The 20,086-nt window shown below is 44.6% G+C and carries 24 protein-coding genes; 12 read left to right on the forward strand and 12 right to left on the reverse strand.

Features of this window, described 5'->3' with window-relative positions:
* Positions 1-266: 266 nt before the first annotated feature.
* The 11 genes from ACVBIU_RS05100 to ACVBIU_RS05150 form a co-directional block, all read right to left on the reverse strand.
* Complete coding sequence (locus tag ACVBIU_RS05100; protein WP_447163227.1) at positions 267-431, reverse strand: hypothetical protein; 165 nt, start codon at positions 429-431, stop codon at positions 267-269.
* A gap of 181 nt (positions 432-612) precedes the next feature.
* Entirely contained in the window at positions 613-2,286 is a 1,674-nt protein-coding gene (locus ACVBIU_RS05105) for an Ig-like domain-containing protein (RefSeq protein WP_447163228.1), read from the reverse strand.
* 190 nt (positions 2,287-2,476) lie between these two features.
* Positions 2,477-3,115, reverse strand: a complete 639-nt coding sequence (locus tag ACVBIU_RS05110) for a response regulator (RefSeq protein ID WP_447163229.1) — start codon at positions 3,113-3,115, stop codon at positions 2,477-2,479.
* Positions 3,112-4,509 carry an ATP-binding protein gene (locus ACVBIU_RS05115; RefSeq protein ID WP_447163230.1) on the reverse strand — a complete coding sequence of 466 codons (1,398 nt, stop codon included), beginning with the start codon at positions 4,507-4,509 and terminating at the stop codon, positions 3,112-3,114. The genes ACVBIU_RS05110 and ACVBIU_RS05115 overlap by 4 nt, the downstream gene beginning before the upstream one ends.
* Before the next feature lie 141 nt (positions 4,510-4,650).
* Positions 4,651-5,913, reverse strand: a complete 1,263-nt coding sequence (gene murA, locus ACVBIU_RS05120) for a UDP-N-acetylglucosamine 1-carboxyvinyltransferase (RefSeq protein ID WP_447159626.1) — start codon at positions 5,911-5,913, stop codon at positions 4,651-4,653.
* Between the two features lie 21 nt (positions 5,914-5,934).
* Positions 5,935-6,186, reverse strand: a complete 252-nt coding sequence (locus tag ACVBIU_RS05125) for a BolA family protein (RefSeq protein WP_447159627.1) — start codon at positions 6,184-6,186, stop codon at positions 5,935-5,937.
* A 13-nt stretch (positions 6,187-6,199) separates the two neighbouring features.
* The gene (locus ACVBIU_RS05130) at positions 6,200-6,493 is read right to left on the reverse strand and encodes an STAS domain-containing protein (RefSeq protein ID WP_447159628.1); all 294 of its coding nucleotides are present in this window, start codon (positions 6,491-6,493) and stop codon (positions 6,200-6,202) included.
* Positions 6,493-7,161, reverse strand: coding sequence for an MlaC/ttg2D family ABC transporter substrate-binding protein (locus tag ACVBIU_RS05135; RefSeq protein ID WP_447159629.1), 669 nt, complete (start codon positions 7,159-7,161; stop codon positions 6,493-6,495). The genes ACVBIU_RS05130 and ACVBIU_RS05135 overlap by 1 nt, the downstream gene beginning before the upstream one ends.
* Positions 7,162-7,190: 29 nt before the next feature.
* On the reverse strand, positions 7,191-7,661 hold the full coding sequence (gene mlaD / locus ACVBIU_RS05140; protein ID WP_447159630.1) for an outer membrane lipid asymmetry maintenance protein MlaD: 471 nt from the start codon (positions 7,659-7,661) through the stop codon (positions 7,191-7,193).
* 75 nt (positions 7,662-7,736) lie between these two features.
* A complete protein-coding gene (gene mlaE, locus ACVBIU_RS05145) occupies positions 7,737-8,522 on the reverse strand; it encodes a lipid asymmetry maintenance ABC transporter permease subunit MlaE (RefSeq protein WP_447159631.1) in 786 nt (261 codons plus the stop codon).
* Entirely contained in the window at positions 8,509-9,321 is an 813-nt protein-coding gene (locus ACVBIU_RS05150; protein ID WP_447159632.1) for an ATP-binding cassette domain-containing protein, read from the reverse strand. Before ACVBIU_RS05150 ends, mlaE begins: the two co-directional genes overlap by 14 nt.
* Positions 9,322-9,495: 174 nt before the next feature.
* On the opposite strand from ACVBIU_RS05150, the gene ACVBIU_RS05155 reads away from it, so the two are divergent.
* The 12 genes from ACVBIU_RS05155 to mgtE all read left to right on the forward strand — a co-directional run bounded on the left by ACVBIU_RS05155 (position 9,496) and on the right by mgtE (position 19,072).
* On the forward strand, positions 9,496-10,455 hold the full coding sequence (locus ACVBIU_RS05155) for a calcium/sodium antiporter (RefSeq protein WP_447159633.1): 960 nt from the start codon (positions 9,496-9,498) through the stop codon (positions 10,453-10,455).
* Positions 10,456-10,501: 46 nt separating this feature from the next.
* Positions 10,502-11,479 (forward strand): KpsF/GutQ family sugar-phosphate isomerase, encoded by a 978-nt coding sequence (locus ACVBIU_RS05160; RefSeq protein WP_447159634.1) that lies wholly within the window; start codon positions 10,502-10,504, stop codon positions 11,477-11,479.
* A 1-nt stretch (position 11,480) separates the two neighbouring features.
* Entirely contained in the window at positions 11,481-12,032 is a 552-nt protein-coding gene (kdsC, locus tag ACVBIU_RS05165) for a 3-deoxy-manno-octulosonate-8-phosphatase KdsC (protein WP_447159635.1), read from the forward strand.
* Positions 12,029-12,586, forward strand: coding sequence for an LPS export ABC transporter periplasmic protein LptC (gene lptC / locus ACVBIU_RS05170; RefSeq protein ID WP_447159636.1), 558 nt, complete (start codon positions 12,029-12,031; stop codon positions 12,584-12,586). Before kdsC ends, lptC begins: the two co-directional genes overlap by 4 nt.
* Before the next feature lie 70 nt (positions 12,587-12,656).
* Entirely contained in the window at positions 12,657-13,196 is a 540-nt protein-coding gene (gene lptA, locus ACVBIU_RS05175) for a lipopolysaccharide transport periplasmic protein LptA (protein ID WP_447159637.1), read from the forward strand.
* A complete protein-coding gene (gene lptB / locus ACVBIU_RS05180; protein ID WP_447159638.1) occupies positions 13,193-13,924 on the forward strand; it encodes an LPS export ABC transporter ATP-binding protein in 732 nt (243 codons plus the stop codon). Before lptA ends, lptB begins: the two co-directional genes overlap by 4 nt.
* Positions 13,925-14,061: 137 nt before the next feature.
* On the forward strand, positions 14,062-15,525 hold the full coding sequence (locus ACVBIU_RS05185; protein WP_447159639.1) for an RNA polymerase factor sigma-54: 1,464 nt from the start codon (positions 14,062-14,064) through the stop codon (positions 15,523-15,525).
* A gap of 29 nt (positions 15,526-15,554) precedes the next feature.
* The gene (gene hpf, locus ACVBIU_RS05190; RefSeq protein WP_447159640.1) at positions 15,555-15,842 is read left to right on the forward strand and encodes a ribosome hibernation promoting factor; all 288 of its coding nucleotides are present in this window, start codon (positions 15,555-15,557) and stop codon (positions 15,840-15,842) included.
* A 2-nt stretch (positions 15,843-15,844) separates the two neighbouring features.
* Entirely contained in the window at positions 15,845-16,288 is a 444-nt protein-coding gene (ptsN, locus tag ACVBIU_RS05195) for a PTS IIA-like nitrogen regulatory protein PtsN (protein ID WP_447159641.1), read from the forward strand.
* Positions 16,289-16,494: 206 nt separating this feature from the next.
* Entirely contained in the window at positions 16,495-17,349 is an 855-nt protein-coding gene (rapZ, locus tag ACVBIU_RS05200; protein ID WP_447159642.1) for an RNase adapter RapZ, read from the forward strand.
* Positions 17,336-17,611: an HPr family phosphocarrier protein gene (locus ACVBIU_RS05205; RefSeq protein WP_447159643.1), complete on the forward strand. Its 276-nt coding sequence runs from the start codon at positions 17,336-17,338 to the stop codon at positions 17,609-17,611. Before rapZ ends, ACVBIU_RS05205 begins: the two co-directional genes overlap by 14 nt.
* Positions 17,612-17,707: 96 nt before the next feature.
* Positions 17,708-19,072, forward strand: a complete 1,365-nt coding sequence (gene mgtE / locus ACVBIU_RS05210; protein WP_447159644.1) for a magnesium transporter — start codon at positions 17,708-17,710, stop codon at positions 19,070-19,072.
* A gap of 75 nt (positions 19,073-19,147) precedes the next feature.
* Here mgtE and ACVBIU_RS05215 read toward each other — a convergent pair whose 3' ends face one another.
* The gene (locus tag ACVBIU_RS05215; protein WP_447159645.1) at positions 19,148-19,939 is read right to left on the reverse strand and encodes a molybdate ABC transporter substrate-binding protein; all 792 of its coding nucleotides are present in this window, start codon (positions 19,937-19,939) and stop codon (positions 19,148-19,150) included.
* Between the last annotated feature and the right edge of the window lie 147 nt (positions 19,940-20,086).

Consider the following 20,086-nt stretch of genomic DNA (forward strand, 5'->3'; position numbering starts at 1 on the left):
CTAGGTTCTAGGTTCTAGGTTCTAGGTTCTAGGTTCTAGGTTCTAGGTTCTAGGTTCTAGGTTCTAGGTTCTAGCAAAACATAAAACGCGAAAAGGCAAAACAGTTCAGCTGTTTTGCCTTTTTCATTTAATGCTTATTCTCTTGCTGAATCGACTTGCTCTTGCACCAGCTTCAACAGTCTCAACCCTATTCACCTTTACAGCCTTAGCTTTAGCTTCTTGGCTTTTCCTGCTTTCCTAGAACCTAGGATCTTTCTTAGCCTTTCCTAGAACCTGCTATTTTGTTTGAACAGACCAACCCAAAATGCCAATTCAAATAGCACACCCAAAATAACTAGGCCTGTCGCCCCTTTTGCCGCTCCCGCGATATAACAGACTATTGCCGCGCTGATTAATCCAACTAAAATAGTGGCTCTCATCCATAATGACATATTGCTCTCCCTTTCTTGTGTCATTACGACTATAACAATCCCTACTGAGTCGTTCATCAATTCCAGATTAAACTTTGTTCAGGTTTATCGTTCGCAGCTCAACCTTCGGCGCACAAAAAAAGCCACGCTAAATAGCTTAGCGTGGCTTGTCGGGAGGGACTAAATAATGATGATTTTGTTTTTATTTATGGATTTTAGGTAACGCCTCAGCTCTCTGTGTATAGTCTGCATGACACTCACCACAAGAGTATTGTGCGGTAGACCATGGCATTTGGAACTTGCCATCTTCGGTGAACTGCTTTGCCGCTGGGTCAAGGTCAATAGTGAACAAGTGAGACTTCACATCACCAAATACTGTTGTGCCATCTTCACCTAAATGAGTGACGGCGCTCTTGGCAAGCTTTGGCATATGACAGTCGGTACACTCAGCGGCTTTATGCGGCCCAGCAGCCCAAGTGTTTTCAGCAAACTCTTTATCATGACAAGCGGTACACTCTTTCACTGCACCAGTGTGTAGACCATCAGCGCTGTCTTGATTGACCGTCGACTTGTGAGAGTCATGACAAGTGGTACACGCCATACCACTCTTAGGACCAATCTCTTCGCCCGCTTTGTAAGTACCATGATCCTCAGGAACGACACCTAGCATTTCATCGCCAGTCTGGTGATGCTTAGATAGACCACTACTTGAGATAATACGACCACCCACTTTGCTACCGTCAGGGAAGGCAACATTATAAGCACTGACAAAAGTTGGATAATCTTTCTCACCATCACGAGTATGACACTCAGCACAAGTAACCGCTTTACCAAAAGCCATATCTTCAGCTAAGAAGTCTTCCGTAGTGCGGGCCATAGCTATCTTAGTGATATTATCTTTTGATGGTGCAGCGATATGTTCACTACCCGCGCCATGACAAGATTCACACTGAATACCTTGCTCAGCAAATGTGCCGCCCATACCTGGTAGGTCATCTTGACGCTCTAGATTACGAACATCATCTCCTTCGGTAGTGCGTTTCCAACCAGTAGTATGACAATTGCCACACTTGTATTGGTAGTTCATATCACCCGTTTTATAGTTACCCATCACATCGGGGTCATTAAGGTGGTTATCGGGGATATTAAGCTCACCCTCTGCGTTACGTATGTTGTACTGCACATTGGTACCAGTAACGATATAACCATCGGCATCTAACCAGCGCATCTTCCAGTGGTAACCACCGACGACATAAGTAACATCGTCATAGCTTGTTGGTGCACCTAAGGCGTTGTTCGTTGTGCCGTCAGCATCAGGGCCTGCAATTTGAAGTAAGTCAATAGCTCCTGTAATCGACTCCTCAGGAGTATAGGGGAAAGCAGGTTGCTCACCGTTAGCAATTTTTTGGATCTTAAAATTATGACCCGTTTTACTAAAGGTCTCATATTTACCACTATGACATCCCGCACATGCCGCGCTGCCAACATAAGTTAGCGGCTCAGGCTCAGGTTGCGCCTCAACAGTCACAGTCACCACAGCAGATGCTTCATCGGTACCATCGGTGATGGTGTAGTTAAACTTCACTTCGCCCGTTTCAGAACCTGCTGTAAAGTCGACTTTGCCATCTTTAACGACAGCGCTATCGGAATCTACTGACACGATGGATAAGGTATCACCATCTGCATCGGTATCATTGGCAAGTACATCAATTGTCACTACATCTTCAGCCAAAACATTGGCAAAATCAGCCACTGCGACAGGCGCAGTGTTCTCAACAGGTAGGTTTACTTCGTTATCGTTATCACTACCACAAGCAACCAACATGGTGATCATGCTCGCGAGTAATAGTTTTTTACATGGAATTGTTGTGTTCATAAGTTCATCCTCAACATTGCTATTCACATCGCCAACGTTGCAGAGAATGGCGATTGATATGCCTCTTTGGACATGTTTCAAGTATTGAAGAGTTACTACTAAAGAGATAGATAATTAGAATTCACTAGTACGAGAAAGTTGTGAGCTTTTGTTATCAGCTTACATCTAACGCATTGTTTAATATAAAAAATCAACCATGAGAAATGTTGTGATTTGTTATCACAAATTGACCAGTGTTTGTCAAAATGTAGATCTTACTCTCATTTTGCGTAACAAGTCCTGCCTTCTTTAACTGCCGCAGATGGAAATTAAACTTGGTATGGTCTTCAATTTCAACTAAACGACATAGATCCATAAACTTCAGCGCTTTATGCGTTGCAAGCACTTTAAGGGCTTTACGCCGATAAGGATTAGCCAGAGCGCCATAAACTAAATCTGGGTCAAGATCGACACGGCTCTTGAATAGTTGCTTCTCCGCTAAACTTCGTCTTATGGTTACGATAAGCTCATGGCTTTTAAAAGGCTTAGTCATCACGCTATCAGCACCTTTTTTCATCGCATCCACAGCGGTATCGACAGTAGCATAGGCTGTGATAATAATGACTGCGAGTAAGGGTTGGTTTTGGCGCAGGTTAGAAATAGCTTCAACCCCGGTCATCCCCGACATCAACAAGTCCATCAAGGCAATATCGAAGTGCTGCCTATCACTCGCCTCAATCGCTGCTTCAGCACTCGTCACTGCTGTAACGGAAAACCCTTCTAACTCTAGAATTTCAACTATATTTTCGCTCAGTTCAATATCGTCTTCAGCCAGTAAAATTGCGGTCATGAATGGTGCCCCCGATAAAAAGTGAGTTCAACTCGTGTGCCTTGTTCTTTACTGCTCACAATATGCATTTTCCCATTATGTAGAGACACGATTTGCTCGCAAATCGCTAAACCTAAACCCGTACCTTGCCCTATTGCCTTGCTGGAGTAGAACAGTTCTGTTGCACGAGACAGTTGCTCAGGAGTCATGCCGTTACCCGAATCTTCAACTGAAATATGGACCTTCTCATCATCTTGAGTGGCTTTTATAAGAATAGCGCTATGGGGATGAGAGGCGTCAATGGCATTGCAAAGCAAATTAATAAACAGCTCTTCGAGCTTAATTTTTTCTGCATATAAAATGATACTCGCACTGCATTCAAGCTCAATGTGATGCTGCTTAGTGCGGTGTGCCAGTAACTTTACGGCCGAATCGAGTACATTGTTAATGGCGATAAAACTACGCTTGCCCGAAGCAGGCCTCGCATAACTGAGTAACTCTTTACTAATTGAAGAGGCTCTTTCAATCCCTAGGCGGACGCGGCTTAAGTAATTGGCTTCAGACTCTGATCTTTGTGGGTGTTTTCGCTCCCAAAGATCGAGCGCTAATGTCGATGAGGCTAACGGGTTATTAATTTCATGGGCAACCCCCATGGCCAACTGACCAATCGCCTTGTACTTATCAGCTTCAATAGCTCGCTTAAGTTTTGCTTCTGTGGCTTGCTCTTTTTCTACATCAAAGACTTTAAGCGCCTTAAACAGTGCAATTAAGATAAGACCACCGGCTAAGGTTCTTAACACAGGTACGCTATGATGATAATCCGTGGGCACCAAACCTGATAGCACTCCGTAGATCATTAACCCAACACCACAAAGAGCAAAGTACTGACCATAACCATGCTCATCTTGACGCAAACTGTTGCCATAAACCATCATACCAATACCCGCTAAAGCCGCAGAACCAAACCCGATCAAGCTACGCGTATAGCGGCTCGCTTCTTCAAACCCGGTTTTGTTCACTGAGAGGTGGTGCAAGTCAGGGATCACTAAATATCCGTAACTAAGCAACAAGGCGATAATCAGTCCATGTCCGATATAAGCAAGGCGTTTATTGCTAATGGTTAATATCAACCAAGCAAATACCATCAAGGCCGCGTAGGATAAAAATAGCTTTACCAAGCAGAGCCATTGTGTCAGTAGGCGATATTCAGGTGCGATATCATCGGAAAAAATGAGCACGTAAAGCTCTGACCATTCATGAAACGCATGGGAAAACCCAAAAACCGCTAGCGCCCATAATGTGGGGGCAATTTTTAGCTGACTATAACGAAAGTTACGAAACAGGACGGCGCAGCCCATCGAGAAAAAAACGAGGCCGTAGAAAAGATAAATATTAAACGTGACAAAAACAGGCATGGGTACACCTTAGCACCTACCTATTAAGTATGATTTGATCTGCTTCTTGTTTCGTCAGGTTGTAAGTTGCGTGAGTTCAAAAAATAAAAAGCCACTTAAGTAAAAAACTTAAGTGGCTTCTTTGTTGCACCAGGATTTATCTTAAGACTTAACGCGCTCGACGTGTCCGCCCAATCCCTTAAATTTGTCTTCAATATGCTCGTAACCACGATCTAAGTGGTAAATACGATCGACGATAGTGGTTCCTTCAGCCACAAGGCCTGCAATCACTAAGCTTGCTGACGCACGTAGATCCGTTGCCATCACCTGAGCACCATTAAGCTTTTCAATACCATGAATAATACACGTATTGCCTTCAAGCTCCATCGTTGCGCCCATACGGCTTAACTCAGGAACATGCATAAAGCGATTTTCAAAAATCGTTTCGGTAATGGTTGACGTGCCTTCAGCGAGTGCGTTTAACACACAGAACTGCGCTTGCATATCAGTAGGGAAACCTGGGTACGCCACTGTTTTGATATTGACAGCTTTAGGGCGCTTGCCCTGCATATCTAACTCAATCCAGTCATCACCTGTGGTGATGTTTGCGCCTGCATCTTCAAGCTTTGCCAAAACCGCTTCAAGTGACTTAGGATCCGCTTTAGTACAACGGATTTTGCCACGGGTCACAGCCGCAGCAACCAGGAAACTACCGGTTTCAATGCGATCTGGCATGACTTTGTAATCACAGCCTTTTAGCGATTCAACACCTTGAATACGCACGGTATCGGTACCCGCACCTTCAATTTTAGCACCCATAGCAATCAAGCAGTTTGCCAGATCGACCACTTCAGGCTCACGGGCAGCGTTTTCGATAATGGTTTCACCATCGGCCAATGATGCTGCCATTAGCAAGTTTTCTGTCGCGCCAACGCTAATCATATCCATAAAGATATGCGCGCCTTTTAGGCGGCCATCAACACGAGCCTTAATGTAGCCCTCTTGCACTTCAATCTGTGCGCCCATCTGCTCAAGACCTTGCAAATGCAAGTTAACTGGGCGCGCACCGATGGCGCAGCCACCAGGCAAAGACACATCGGCAGTGCCGTATCGTGCAAGTAAAGGGCCCAAAATAAGAATCGATGCACGCATGGTTTTTACTAACTCATACGGCGCGCAAAACTCATTTAGATTGGTTGTTGAGATACACACTTTATCTGTGCCAGAGCGAGTCACTTCAGCACCTAAGCAGCGAAGCAATTCGCAGCTTGTGTTCACATCTCTTAGATTTGGTACGTTAGAAACATTGAAGTCTGTCTCGGCCAGCACGCCCGCCATTAAGATTGGCAAGGCAGCGTTTTTAGCACCTGAGATAACCACGTTTCCAGCAAGTGCACCACTTGCTTCTATTTTTAATTTATCCACTTTAACTCTCTAAATCCGCGATTACATATTAAAAACTTTTTCACGCTTCCATTGTGTTGGCGTGAATGCATTAATCGTAATAGCGTGTAACTCACCGCTAGTAATGCGGGCCATTAATGGGCCGTAAATTGTCTGTTGTTGTTTCACTCGTCCCATGCCGTCAAAGCACTCACCTACAGCAACAATCTTGTAGTGTGTCCCTTCTTGGGTCACTTTAACTTCCTCTAAAGAAAGCGCGTCTAAAAGGATGGTTTCAATTTCTTTGCATTCCATGGAACTATTCACCTTACTTAGCTTCTTCAATAAAGAAGTCGTTTAAATCGTATAATATAATAAATTTCTTAAGCTGCTCTGAAGGCGAGACTAACTTAAGGCTTGCACCTTTGGCGGCAAATATACTGACGAACTCAAGTAAAAATGCCACCCCAGCGCTGTCACAATACTCAATGCCAGAAAGCTGCAAAAATGCAGTCTCAGGCGCTAAAATACTATTGCGGCTATTCCATAGACTACGTACCGCATCTTGATCTAGTCGACCCGATACCGCACAGTTAATCCCTTGCTGCTTAAAACTTGCCACTAACTCTGTTTCTCTTTGGCGTTTAAGTCAATGCGCTCAGCAGTGCGTTCTTTGAGCATGGTTATCACTGACTCAATACCTTGTTGGCGAACAAGGTTAGTAATCTCTGATTGCTTCGATGATAACAAGCTTACCCCTTCAGCAACTAAGTCAAACGCTTTCCATGTACCGTTTTTTAAGCGACGCGCTTTAAACTGCAACTTAATTGGAGGGCGGCCTTGTTCAACAACTTGCACATTAACACTGACAAACTTTTCATCGGCAAAATCTTCAGCTCTACCATATTCTACAGTTTGGTCGGTATATTCAGTAAACGCTTGCGCATAGGTTGAAACCAAATAGTCTCGAAATGCCTCAACAAAACGGTCACGTTGATCTTTGCTCGTCTCACGTAAATACTGGCCTAACACCTTATAAGATGCGTATTTATAGTCGATATACGGCATCAACTCTTCCGTCACAATCACTTTTAAATGATCCGGATCTGAGGCAATCAGCTTTTCATCTTGATGAAAACGCGCAAAGGTCTTATTTGCGACCTCTTCAACCATAGTAAAAGGATTGGTTTGGTCGATATCAGCACTTGCCACTGCGTCTGCAGCCTGCGCACCTAGACTACACACCGCCATCAAGACGAACATAATGCTGCGATAAATACTTTTAAACATATTCGTATACTCCAATAGCTTACCGAAGGTTAATCCTTTGAACCCATGCTATACAGCAACTGACCAATCAAGTCTTCTAATACTAGTGCTGAGTGGGTGTCCTCAATACTGTCGCCATCGGCTAACAATTCAATATCGTCGTCCATAAACCCTGGCGTTAGCCCTAAAAACTGCTCACCTAACAGGCCTGAGGTTAAAATAGATAAGGTGCTGGTTTCAGGAAAATACTGATAACGCTTATCCATGGCGATGCTGACTACTGGCACCAACTTCTCAGGGTCAAGATTGATTTCGCTCACACGACCAACCACCACGCCACCCACTTTAACGGGAGAGCGTACCTTAAGACCACCAATATTACTAAACTTGGCGTACAGCGTATAACTGCTATCGCCCGATTTGACCTCGACGTTGGCAACGTTAAACACCAATACTAAAAAGGCTGCCAACCCGGACAATAAAAATAGACCGACTAGAATCTCAATTTTCCTTGTCAACATAACTCATTTACCACTCTATTCAATAAATCTAAACAATAATTAACGACGTGGAAGCTTCCTGCGTCACCGTAAAAATTACTGGCCAAACATCATCGCTGTCAGCAAAAAGTCCAATGCTAAAACTGCTAGGCTCGATTGAACTACCGTCTGCGTCGTTGCACGGCTAATCCCTTCAGGATTAGGGATAACATGATAGCCACGATAAAGTGCAATCCATGTCACCACCACCGCAAATAAAAAGCTCTTGATAATGCAGTTAACAATGTCTTGTCGCCACTCAACTGACGCCTGCAATATCGACCAAAAACTACCACTATCAATGCCCTTCCACTCCACACCAACTATGTGGCCACCATAGATCCCTACAGCAGTAAACATCAAGGCTAGCAATGGCAAACTGATCACTCCCGCCCAAAAACGTGGTGCAATAATTTGCCTAAGCGGGTCGATAGCCATCATTTCTAGACTCGCCAACTGTTCGGTACTCTTCATTAGACCAAGCTCTGCCGTTAGCGCCGAACCTGCTCGGCCAGCAAACAGTAGCGCAGTCACTACCGGGCCTAACTCCCTTAATAAGCTCAAAGCCACCATCGGCCCAAGACTTTCTTCAGTGCCAAAGCCCACAAGAATATTATAGCCCTGCAGCGCGAGTACCATGCCGATAAACAGACCCGAAACCAAGATGATCACCATCGACTGCACGCCCACAACATACAACTGCTTTAGCAGTAATGGGGTGCCTTTTCGAAATCTTGGGCGATGTGCAATTGCGCCCCATAGCATTAAGCCGGCTTGTCCAAGCCCTACCACTAACTCAATTGCAGACTTACCTAATCGCGCAATTTGATCAATCAAGCTCACGGAGTAGTTCCTTCTTATAATCTTCTGCAGGATAGTGAAACGGCACCGGGCCGTCGGGTTCGCCGCCAATAAATTGCTTTAATTGCGGATTATCGGCCAAACGCAGCTCTTCTGGTGTACCGTGAGCAATAATGCGCTTGTCTGCCAACACATAGACGTAATCTGCAATGCCAAGCACTTCTACCACATCATGAGATACCACAACAGAAGTGAGATTGAGTGCATCTGACAGTTCACGAATAAGCTTAACCAGCACTCCCATAGAGATCGGATCTTGCCCCGCAAATGGCTCATCGTAAAGCACCATCTCAGGTTCTAATGCAATTGCGCGTGCTAATGCTGCTCGGCGCTGCATACCACCGGACAGCTCTGTCGGCATCATCTGCGCGGCGCCTCTAAGCCCTACGGCTTCGAGTTTCATCAATACGATTCGGCGAATAATCTCTTCTGGTAGACCTGAATGCTCTCTTAGTGCAAAAGCAACATTATCGAATACATTCATGTCGGTAAACAGCGCACCACTTTGAAACAGCATACTCATACGTTTACGCAGAGCAAACAGTTCACTGCGGCTGCACTTATGTACGTCTACGCCATCGAATTTTACTGTTCCGCTATCAGGGGTTAACTGCCCACCAATAAGCTTAAGTAGTGTGGTTTTTCCGATACCGCTTGGGCCCATGATCGCGGTAACTTTACCCTGAGGTATCGACAGGCTGACATCTTGAAAAATGACACGTTCGCCGCGGCTAAAGGTCATACCTTGAGTTTCAACCAATGTTTTGGGGATTTCAGTCATGCAAGCACCCTGCATCTAATAATGGAAACTTCCGTTTTCCGTACCGGAAAGGGAGAAATTGTACGTAATTGACTAAAGAGGCACAACCAAATCAAGACTATCTCACCTCAATACTTTCATTTTTCTTCAATTACAGCGAAAATACGCGGCTATACCCCAAAATACTAAGAATCGATGTTATTTAATATTTTTATGTTAGTCGCAGGCTTAGGCGCCCTTGTTTGGAGTGCCGATAAGTTTGTTTACGGTGCAGCAGCCTTTGCTCGTAACCTTGGTTTACCGCCAATGCTTATTGGTTTAACGATTGTCGCTATGGGGAGTTCGGCTCCTGAAATGTTCGTTGCGGCGACCGCATCACTCGAAGGCATGACTGATACCGCAATTGGTAACGTACTAGGTTCTAACATCGCTAACATCACTTTAATTTTGGGGATCACCGCTTTGCTCGGCGCAATTTCGGTGAGCTCACAGACACTCAAACGTGAAATCCCAATGATGCTAGTCGCTACAGTGATTGTAGGTTACTTTCTTTACGATGGTTTTTTAACCCGTATCGAAGGCATTAGCTTATTAGTGCTATTTATCGCTTTAATGGGTTACCTAATCTGGCATGGCTTAAACAGTAAAGACAAAGATGCATTAGCCGTTGAAGCAGAAAGCGAAGTGCCTGCCGACGTCCCAACGGGTAAAGCCATTTTATGGCTGATTGTGGGTATGGTATTGTTACCATTATCCGCAGACTGGATGGTACAAGGTGCAGTAGGGATCGCTAAAGCGTATCATTTGTCTGATTTAGTTATCGGTTTAACCATTATTGCAGTCGGTACCAGTCTGCCAGAACTCGCCGCTTGTATTGCCGGAGTCTTAAAAAAAGAAGATGACCTTGCGATCGGTAACATAGTTGGTTCAAACTTATTCAATATTCTAGCGGTACTTGCTATACCTGGCATTATAGCGCCTGGCGCTGTTGATGCAGCGGCGAGTACCCGTGATTTTTATATGGTGCTTGCAACAAGCAGCGCACTTGCAATACTGATCTTATTATCTGGACGCGCCAGACAGCTAAAACCATGGCATGGCGTAGTATTACTTATTACATTTATCGCATACCAGGCATTACTCTTCCTATCTTAGCAATGGGTGCGATACGTTAAGCAGCAATTTAAAGAGAGACCAAGAAATGGTAGATGCAAATCAACTACGCCAATGGGGTACTAAGGTCATCGATATCGAGAAACAAGCACTCGATAATCTGTATCAGTACATTGACTCTTCAGAATTTGCCCAAGCTTGCCAATTAATATTGCAATGCACAGGTAAAGTTATCGTGATGGGCATGGGCAAATCAGGACACATTGGCAACAAGATTTCAGCCACACTAGCCAGCACAGGTACACCTGCATTTTTTGTGCATCCCGGTGAAGCTAGCCATGGCGACTTAGGCGTATTGAGTGAGAACGATATCGTACTTGCGATTTCAAATTCAGGTGAGTCGAGTGAGATCTTAACCTTAATGCCAGTCATTAAGCGCATGGGGCTGCCAATGATCTCTGTCACGGGTAAGCCAGATTCTAATATGGCGAAGCTGGCGCAACTGCACCTTTGCATTGAAGTACCAGAAGAAGCTTGCCCACTTGGGCTTGCACCAACGTCGAGCACCACAGCAACATTAGTCATGGGCGATGCCCTAGCGGTTGCGTTATTGCAAGCGCGCGGCTTTACTCAAGATGACTTTGCACTGTCTCACCCCGGCGGTAGCCTAGGGCGAAAATTGCTACTTAAAGTCAGTGATGTCATGCATAAGGGCTGTGAGTTACCAAGTGTGCAAAATGATATCTGTATTACTGAGGCGCTGTACGAGATCTCTAAAAAAGGCTTAGGCATGACAGCGGTTGTTGATGCCAGCAACACCTTAGTCGGTATTTTCACCGATGGTGACCTACGCCGGGTTATCGACGCTGAAGTCAATTTACGCACTACTCCTATCGCAGAGGTGATGACTAAAGGCTGCGTCACCATTACCGATAACGTGCTTGCAGCAGAAGCATTAAAAGTCATGGATACTAAGAGTATTAATGGTTTAATCGTGATTAACGACAAACAACAGCCTGTTGGCGCATTAAACATGCTAGATATGGTCAAAGCAGGAGTAATTTAATATGTCCAAGCAAGGTTTATACGGCCCTATTAGCGATGTAGTCTGGCAAGCAGCCAGCAAGATAAAACTACTCATTTGCGATGTTGATGGCGTGTTTTCCGACGGCCTAGTCTATATGAGCAACAGCGGTGAAGAACTTAAAACATTCCATACTCGTGATGGATATGGCGTACGCTCAGTATTATCTAGTGGCATCCAAGTGGCGATTATCACCGGTCGTAAATCACAAATCGTTGAAGACAGGTTTACCGCTCTAGGCGTTACCCACATCTACCAAGGTGTCGATAACAAGTTAGCCCCCTATAATGAACTGCTATCACTTTATAATGTTAGCCCTGAAGAGGTCGCTTATATTGGTGATGACATGGTGGACTTGCCCGTTATGCAGCAGGTTGGTCTTTCCGTTTGTGTGGCCGATGGTCACCCATATGTAAAACAACATGCAAAAATGACCACCCATATTAAAGGCGGCCACGGCGCCCTACGCGAACTCACTGATTTACTACTATTAAGCCAAGACAAGTTTGACTCAGCTCATGGGATGAGTATATGAACCGCGTCACCCTTGCGATAATCGCACTTTTTGGCACTGCACTTTTGCTCTATTGGCAAGTTCAGTCTAAAAAAAGCGAGCAGGAGCTGAATATCGATACAAGTCAGCGACCCGACTATATTATCGATGATCTACGTAGCATCGAATATAACGAGTTAGGCTTCATCAATAGCGAAGTAACAGCGAAACACATGGAACACTTTGATAGCGTCAATATGACCTATTTTACTGAGCCTGTTTATCTCATTTACCCTGATGATGGCCTAGCCGAATGGCGACTTAAAAGTGATAAAGGCAGCCTGAATAAAGTCACTGGCAAGGTAACGCTAGAAAACAATGTTATTATCGACTCGATTAGCCCAGAAGAGCCGATACAGACGTTAAGCACCAGCTATTTAGATCTTGATTTGAATACTATGATCATGACGTCAGATGAAATTATCCACGTCACTGGCAACGAATTCGTCATTCAAGGTGTAGGCTTATATGCCGACCTGAATGCCCAGAGCGTAAAACTAATCAGCCAAGTAGAAGGTATCTACGAAGCTCAGTAACGCCAACATATTGAACAATTTTACACTCATACTAGCTAAAGAAAACGCTTTAGCTGAGTAGAAGGACGCTATGAAATACAATCAATCTATCCTTGCAGGCCTATTTTGTCTGCTCAGTTTCAGCTCTGTTGCTAAAGTTGATGACCTGATGCAAGAGGTGAAAATTGCGGCCGCTAGCCAAGAAGCTGATATCAAGAATAATCAGGTTATCTTTTTTGGGCCTGTCGAAGTCACTCAGGGCACAATCAAGATGAATGCCGATAAGCTACGGGTTTTCTCAAAAGAAGATAAGAGCGGTAAAACGCTTGTGGCGACTGGTAACCCAGCCACTTACACCCAAATAATGGATGATGGACGCCCGGCAACGGCTAGCGCAAAAGAGATCCGCTACGAACTTGCTACGCGCACACTCACCTTAGTCGGCGAAGCCACCCTAGCGCAAGACGGTAGCCAGGTCACAGGTAACCGCATTAAATACAACATCAGTTTGCAACAGCTTATTGCAGAAAGTACTGGCAAGGGCGATGACAGAGTTATCACCATTATTCAGCCTGAAACCTATCAGGAAGAGAAACCAGAATCGCCAGCGAAAAAGCAGGAACAGCAATGAACCAAATCACCTTAAAAGCGGTCAATCTTGCTAAGAGCTATAAAAATCGTGCCGTCGTACAAGATGTTAGCTTAACCGTAAAGACAGGTCAGATTGTTGGTTTGCTTGGCCCAAACGGTGCAGGAAAAACAACGACATTCTACATGGTGGTTGGCCTAGTACAGAGTGATAAGGGTAAGATCTTTATTGATGATGACGATCTTACGCTCGATCCTATGCATTTACGCGCCCGTAAAGGTATCGGTTACCTACCTCAGGAAGCCAGTATTTTTAGAAAGCTGTCAGTACGTGACAACATCATGGCCGTCTTACAGACTCGTCATGACATCAATAACGAGCAACGTGAAGAACAACTTGAGCATCTACTCGAAGAGTTTCATATCACTCACATTCGTGACAGCCAAGGTATGGCATTGTCTGGAGGCGAACGCCGCCGGGTAGAAATTGCTCGGGCACTCGCAGCTAATCCAAAGTTTATCTTGTTAGATGAGCCGTTCGCGGGTGTTGACCCCATTTCAGTTATCGATATTAAAAAAATTATTGAACAACTTAAGAGTCGCGGTCTGGGCGTACTGATCACCGATCATAATGTTCGCGAAACTTTGGACGTTTGTGAGCGTGCTTACATAGTAAGCCACGGAAATCTGATTGCTGAAGGTACACCTGCCGAAATCTTGGACAACCAACAGGTTCGAGCGGTGTACTTAGGTGAACAATTCAGGCTATAGTTAATTCACAGTATGGAAGCTGAAAAACTCAATATGGAATTATTTCCAAAAAAAAATCAACGTGTTGAGTTTTTGAGCAACCTTCGCCAGTTCAACGAGCTTTAACGTTTAACTACAGTGTAGGGAATAGCGGTAAAATGAAAGCGTCACTCCAGCTCAAAATGGGTCAACAGCTCACTATGACTCCCCAGTTACAACAGGCCATTCGCCTGTTACAACTGTCTTCTTTAGAGCTGCAACAAGAGATCCAACAAGCATTAGATTCTAATCCGTTACTGGAGCTAGATGAAGAGCAGTCAGATGGCGATATGATCAACGATGAAGATCACTCTGTAAATGACTCTAATAGTGAACTCACCCAAGATAGCGCAAGCGTTGACACCTCCGAAGCCCTCACCCAAGATTCCATGCCCGATGACCTGCCTATGGATACCACTTGGGATGAAGTCTACACCGTTTCCTCTAATGCTAGCTCAGGCGTAAGTCGTGAAGATGACATGCCATTCCAAGGCGAGACTAGCGAAGGCTTATATGAGCATCTTGAGTGGCAAAAGAACCTCACCCCATTTTCAGATAACGATCTTGCTATCGCCACCGCGATTATTGATGCGATCGATGAACGAGGTTATTTAACCCAGAGCTGTGACGAAATTCTCGAAGCGATGGGCGATCCTGAAACTGAACTCGATGAAGTCGAAGCCGTTTTAAAACGAATTCAACATTTTGATCCTATCGGTGTTGCCGCCCGCAACTTAAGTGAATGCCTACTTATCCAGCTAGCACAATATGCCGCAGATACACCGCACATTGAAAATGCAAGATTACTGATTAAAGACTATTTAGACCTTATTGCGGGGCGTGATTTTAGGCAGTTAATGCGTAAAACCAAACTCAAAGAGGATGATTTACGTGAGGCGATCACACTGATCCAAACTCTTAACCCAAGACCTGGGCTTGCCATTGCACGCAGTAAAGATGAATACGTCATTCCCGACGTGTCTGTCAGCAAGAAAAAAGGTCGCTGGGTGGTAGAGCTAAATCCTGACTATATGCCTAAGATTAATGTTAATCAGCATTACGCATCAATGGCGCGTAGCACAACGAATCAGGCCGACGGTCAATTTATCCGTGGCCACCTGCAAGAAGCTAAGTGGTTTATAAAGAGCCTGGAAAGCCGCAACGACACCTTATTGAAAGTGACAAACTGTATCGTCAAATTCCAGCAAGGCTTTTTTGAGTTCGGTGAAGAAGCCATGAAACCTATGGTACTCAATGACATTGCCGAAGCTGTTGAAATGCATGAATCTACCATTTCACGCGTTACCACACAGAAGTACATGCACACCCCAAGGGGCATTTTTGAACTAAAATATTTCTTCTCAAGCCATGTGGGTACCGACGATGGCGGAGAATGCTCATCGACAGCAATTAGGGCATTTATTAAGAAATTAGTCGCAGCTGAAAACCAGAGGAAACCGTTAAGCGATAGCAAAATGGCCCAGCTTCTGGCTGAACAAGGGATTAAAGTTGCTAGACGTACGATTGCAAAATATCGAGAAGCGATGCTGATCCCGCCCTCAAACCAACGTAAGAGTTTATAACTCAAAATTAGGCACATGGAGGATCGATAATGCAAATCAACCTGACAGGACATCACATCGAAATCACCGATTCACTACGCGGTTATGTAGAAGAGAAATTTACAAAGCTTGAACGACATTTCGATCAGATCAATAATGTGCACGTTATTTTGAATGTACAAAAAATGCAGCAGATTGCCGAAGCTAAAATTCACCTTAAAAAAGGGGAAGTATTTGCTATTTCGGAACATGCAGATATGTATGCTGCAATAGACTCCCTGATCGATAAACTAGATCGTCAGGTTATTAAACACAAAGAGAAGCTGACTAAACACTAACGATGGAACTAAGTACCATCCTGCAGCCGGAGTGCACTACCTGCGCCACTCCGGGCAGTAAGAAAAAAGTACTGGAGTTAATCAGTGACATTGCCGCTGTCCAGTACCCAACCCTTTCTTCACAAGAGATCTTTGAAAGTCTCTTGGCACGAGAGAAAATGGGTAGCACGGGAATAGGTAATGGTATAGCGATTCCTCATGGAAGGCTGTCGAATATAGAACGTCCAGTTGCAGTATTAGTTAAATGTGAAGTTCCTATCCCATTTGACTCATTCGATAAGCAGCCTGTCGATATTCTATTTGCTTTATTGGTGCCATCTGATCAGTGTGAGCAACATTTAGCAACACTGTCTTGTATGGCTGAAAAACTCAACGATAAAGCGGTGGTTAAGCAGTTGAGAAAGACCAGCAATGAATCAGAGCTATACCAAGTCATTACCCAATAGCTAACTACTCAGGTCTTTAAGTTATTTATTTTTTACACAAAAGGTAAATGATTTAAAGACCTAAGTAATTATTACAGCAATATTATTTATTCTTATTCACCCGCTCAACTTCTTGCTTTCAGCCTTAAAAAAGTTAATCTATACACTTACACAATATAACCACAAAAATCATACATTTTGTTTAATGTCTATCAGGTAATCATACGATGAAGCTTGTTTTAGTCTCAGGTCGCTCCGGTTCAGGTAAGTCCGTTCTATTAAGAATGCTAGAAGATCTCGGCTATTATTGTGTCGATAACCTGCCCTTGCCAATGATGGGGACCTTACTCAAAGAGCTATCGGGTAACACTAAGCTTGTCGCCATCAGTGTCGATATTCGTAACCTGCCAGAAAAGAAAGATGAGCTGGTTAAGCACCTCACTTTTCTGCCTGATGGGGTTGAGTTATTAAGCTTTTTCCTTAACTCAAGCGATGAAGTGCTACTTAAACGTTATAACGAGACCCGTCGTCTGCACCCTTTATCGCACGATAACATTTCGCTTAAAGAGGCCATTGCGCTAGAAGGTCGCTTGCTAGAGCCGCTAGCCAACATTGTCGATCATTATATCGATACCTCAAATCTCAACATTTACGATCTTAATGATCAGGTGCGTGAGATCCTACTTGGCAATCTTGATAAAGAGTTGATGATCAACTTCGAATCGTTTGGTTTTAAACATGGTATGCCAACCGAAGCTGACTTTATGTTTGATGTACGTTTTTTGCCAAACCCACATTGGGAGCCCGACCTGCGCCCTATGACTGGGCTCGACCAACCAGTACAAGATTTCTTAAATGAACGCCCAATGGTCAACCTGTTTATTAAACAGATTGAAGATCTACTCGAAACTTGGTTACCCGATCTAGAACGTAACAACCGTAGCTACCTTACCATTGCGATTGGCTGTACCGGTGGCCAACACCGATCGGTTTATATCACTGAGCGCCTTGCTGCTCACTTCAAAGATGGCAAACATAAAATACAAGTCCGCCACCGTGAGCTAAAAAATGCCGACCATTGAACGTGAAGTTACCATCTGCAATAAACTAGGTCTTCACGCTCGCGCTGCCACAAAACTCGTTGTTTTAGCCTCCGAATTTGATGCTGAGATCACCATCATTCAAGGTGAGAAACAAGCCTCGGCTACAAGTGTACTAGGCTTATTGATGTTAGAAACAGGAATGGGAAAAACGGTACAACTCGTTGCAACCGGGACAGACGCCCAAGCAGCGCTCGATGCCATTTGCCAATTAATTGATGCCAGATTTGATGAAGATAATTAATTCGTTATTTTCCTAATGAATTTCCTAGCTACCGCACATAAATACTCTTGAGTTACGTTATGATAAGCGCCTTTAAAACGACCCAGTGAGGGAGCTATGCCGATTGAAGTCTTAGATAATCAAACAACTGACCAACGTCTCAATCAGCTGACTCAAGCATTAGGCAACGGTATGTTTGTCCACGTCCGCAACATGTTGCAGGATATGGCTGCAACGGACATTGCTTTTATTCTCGAATCTTCTCCACCTCGTACTCGTCAAGTGCTATGGCAACTGATTGACCAGGAACACACAGGTGAAATCCTCGACGAACTCGGTGAAGAGCTTAAAGACAGTCTCATTGCTCAGATGAGTCCAGAGCGCGTTGCAAAAGCCGCCGAAAACATGGACACCGATGACTTAGCCTATATTTTGCGAAGCCTGCCTGACAGCATCTTTAAGCAAGTTTTGCAGTCAATGACCAAGCAAGATCGCGTGCGTGTCGAACAAGCGCTGTCATACCCTGACGACACTGCTGGCAGCTTGATGAATACCGATACGGTTACCTTAAGGCCAGACGTCAATATCGACGTGATTTTGCGCTACTTGCGGATCCGCGGTGAACTTCCGCAAGCCACAGACATGCTATATGTGGTCGATAAACAAGACAGCGTGTTAGGTGGTGTACGTATTGCAGATCTGCTGACCTGTGACCCAAACGCCTCAGTACGTGAAATAATGGTGTCGGATCTTGAAGGGATCCCTATTGGCATGTCTGACAGCGAAGTGGCGCAGCTATTTGAACGACATGACTGGGTGTCGGCCCCCGTTATCGACGCTGACAACAAGCTACTTGGCCGTATTACCATCGATGACGTGGTCGACGTTATTCGTGAAGACGCCGAACACTCTATGATGGGCATGGCAGGTATGGACGACGATACTGATACCTTTGGTCCAGTATTAAAAAGTACCTTTCGCCGCTCACTATGGTTAACCGTTAACTTATTCGCGGCATTACTCGCGGCATCAGTCAGTAATATGTTCGAAGGCACGATTGAACAATTTGCCACGATCGCGATTCTGATGACTATTGTTCCCAGTATGGGCGGCGTTGCTGGTAACCAAACTTTAGCTCTGGTTATTCGCGGTATTGCCCTTGGCCAAATCGGTAAAAGCAATTCTCGCTGGTTGATAGGTAAAGAGCTCGCCATTGGCTTCCTCAACGGCTTGCTGTGGTCTGTTCTCGTTTTTGTCGCTGTATGGATATGGAAAGGCGATATCGCCTTGGGAGCCTTGATTGCTGGCGCTATGCTCATCAATATGACGGTAGCGGGTCTTGCAGGGGCAACGATCCCTCTTATGCTAAAGAGGATGAACATCGATCCTGCATTAGCAGGGGGGATGGTATTAACCACTGTCACCGACGTGATTGGCTTATTTGCCTTCCTAGGCTTAGCCACGATTTTCTTACTTAACTAGTTATCAAGTTCGTTATCAAATTAGTTATTAAAGACTAATCAAAAGGCCGCTATTGCGGCCTTTTGATTACAAATCCTATTGCTTTAATGGGGCATCAAAACCGTAGTCAGCGAGGATCATTTGCCCGGGTTCAGAGAGAATATACATCGCCAGTTTCCAGGCATCTTGTTGGGCATCATCGAGTACAATCAAACCATAATTAGCTCCAACACTTAAAGGCTCAGGCAGCTGAACAACTTGCAGATCTTTGACCTCTTTCTGAGCCAGCACCGCATTGGTGCAATAAGTCAAAAACAGATCGGCGCGTTTATTTTCCATCACCCAAGCATAGGTATTACGGCCTTTAGGCGCTTTTGCACTGTTTTCACCACCGGTGAGCTGCAATGCTTTGGCTTCTAGCTTAGCCGTCGCTCCAGCCTGTAAGTGGTCAGCCTTTGCAAATATTTTCCAGGCGTAGTCACCTGAAGGATCGGCTTTGGGCGTTGAGGTACCTAATCGCACGTTAGGATCAAGCATCGCAGCTAGCACCCCCTCGCTGTTGATCTTGACACTCGGCTGAGCAATGGCACACATCTGATTGCGCGCAAACATCACTACGCTACTGCCCTTCCCCCCAGCTTGTAATGCTTGTGGGTGCTTCATATTGGCAGAGGCAAACACGTCTGTGTTTTCACCTGACTCTATACGCTTAAGTAATAATCCTGACGGTCCAAAATCAGCATGAACGGTTTGCTCACTCGCTGCCTGATAGGCACTAACAATATCATTCATAGCATTTTTTAAACTGCCTGCCGCTCTCAACTCAATGGGGTTAGCATTAACAGCAAAAGGTAAGCTTAGAAGTGAAACTAGCATCCATTTTTTCATCATTTTTTCCATTATCAATATTCGTTTTTAAATAAAGGCACTCATTTTAAGCAATGACAAATCATCTATAACCAAATAACAATACTTGCCTTTTAGCAAACTAACTTTAGTTGCCAAACCCGAGAGTTCAATCACGGTATCATTAGG

The sequence above is a fragment of the Shewanella sp. 30m-14 genome, assembly GCF_052977125.1.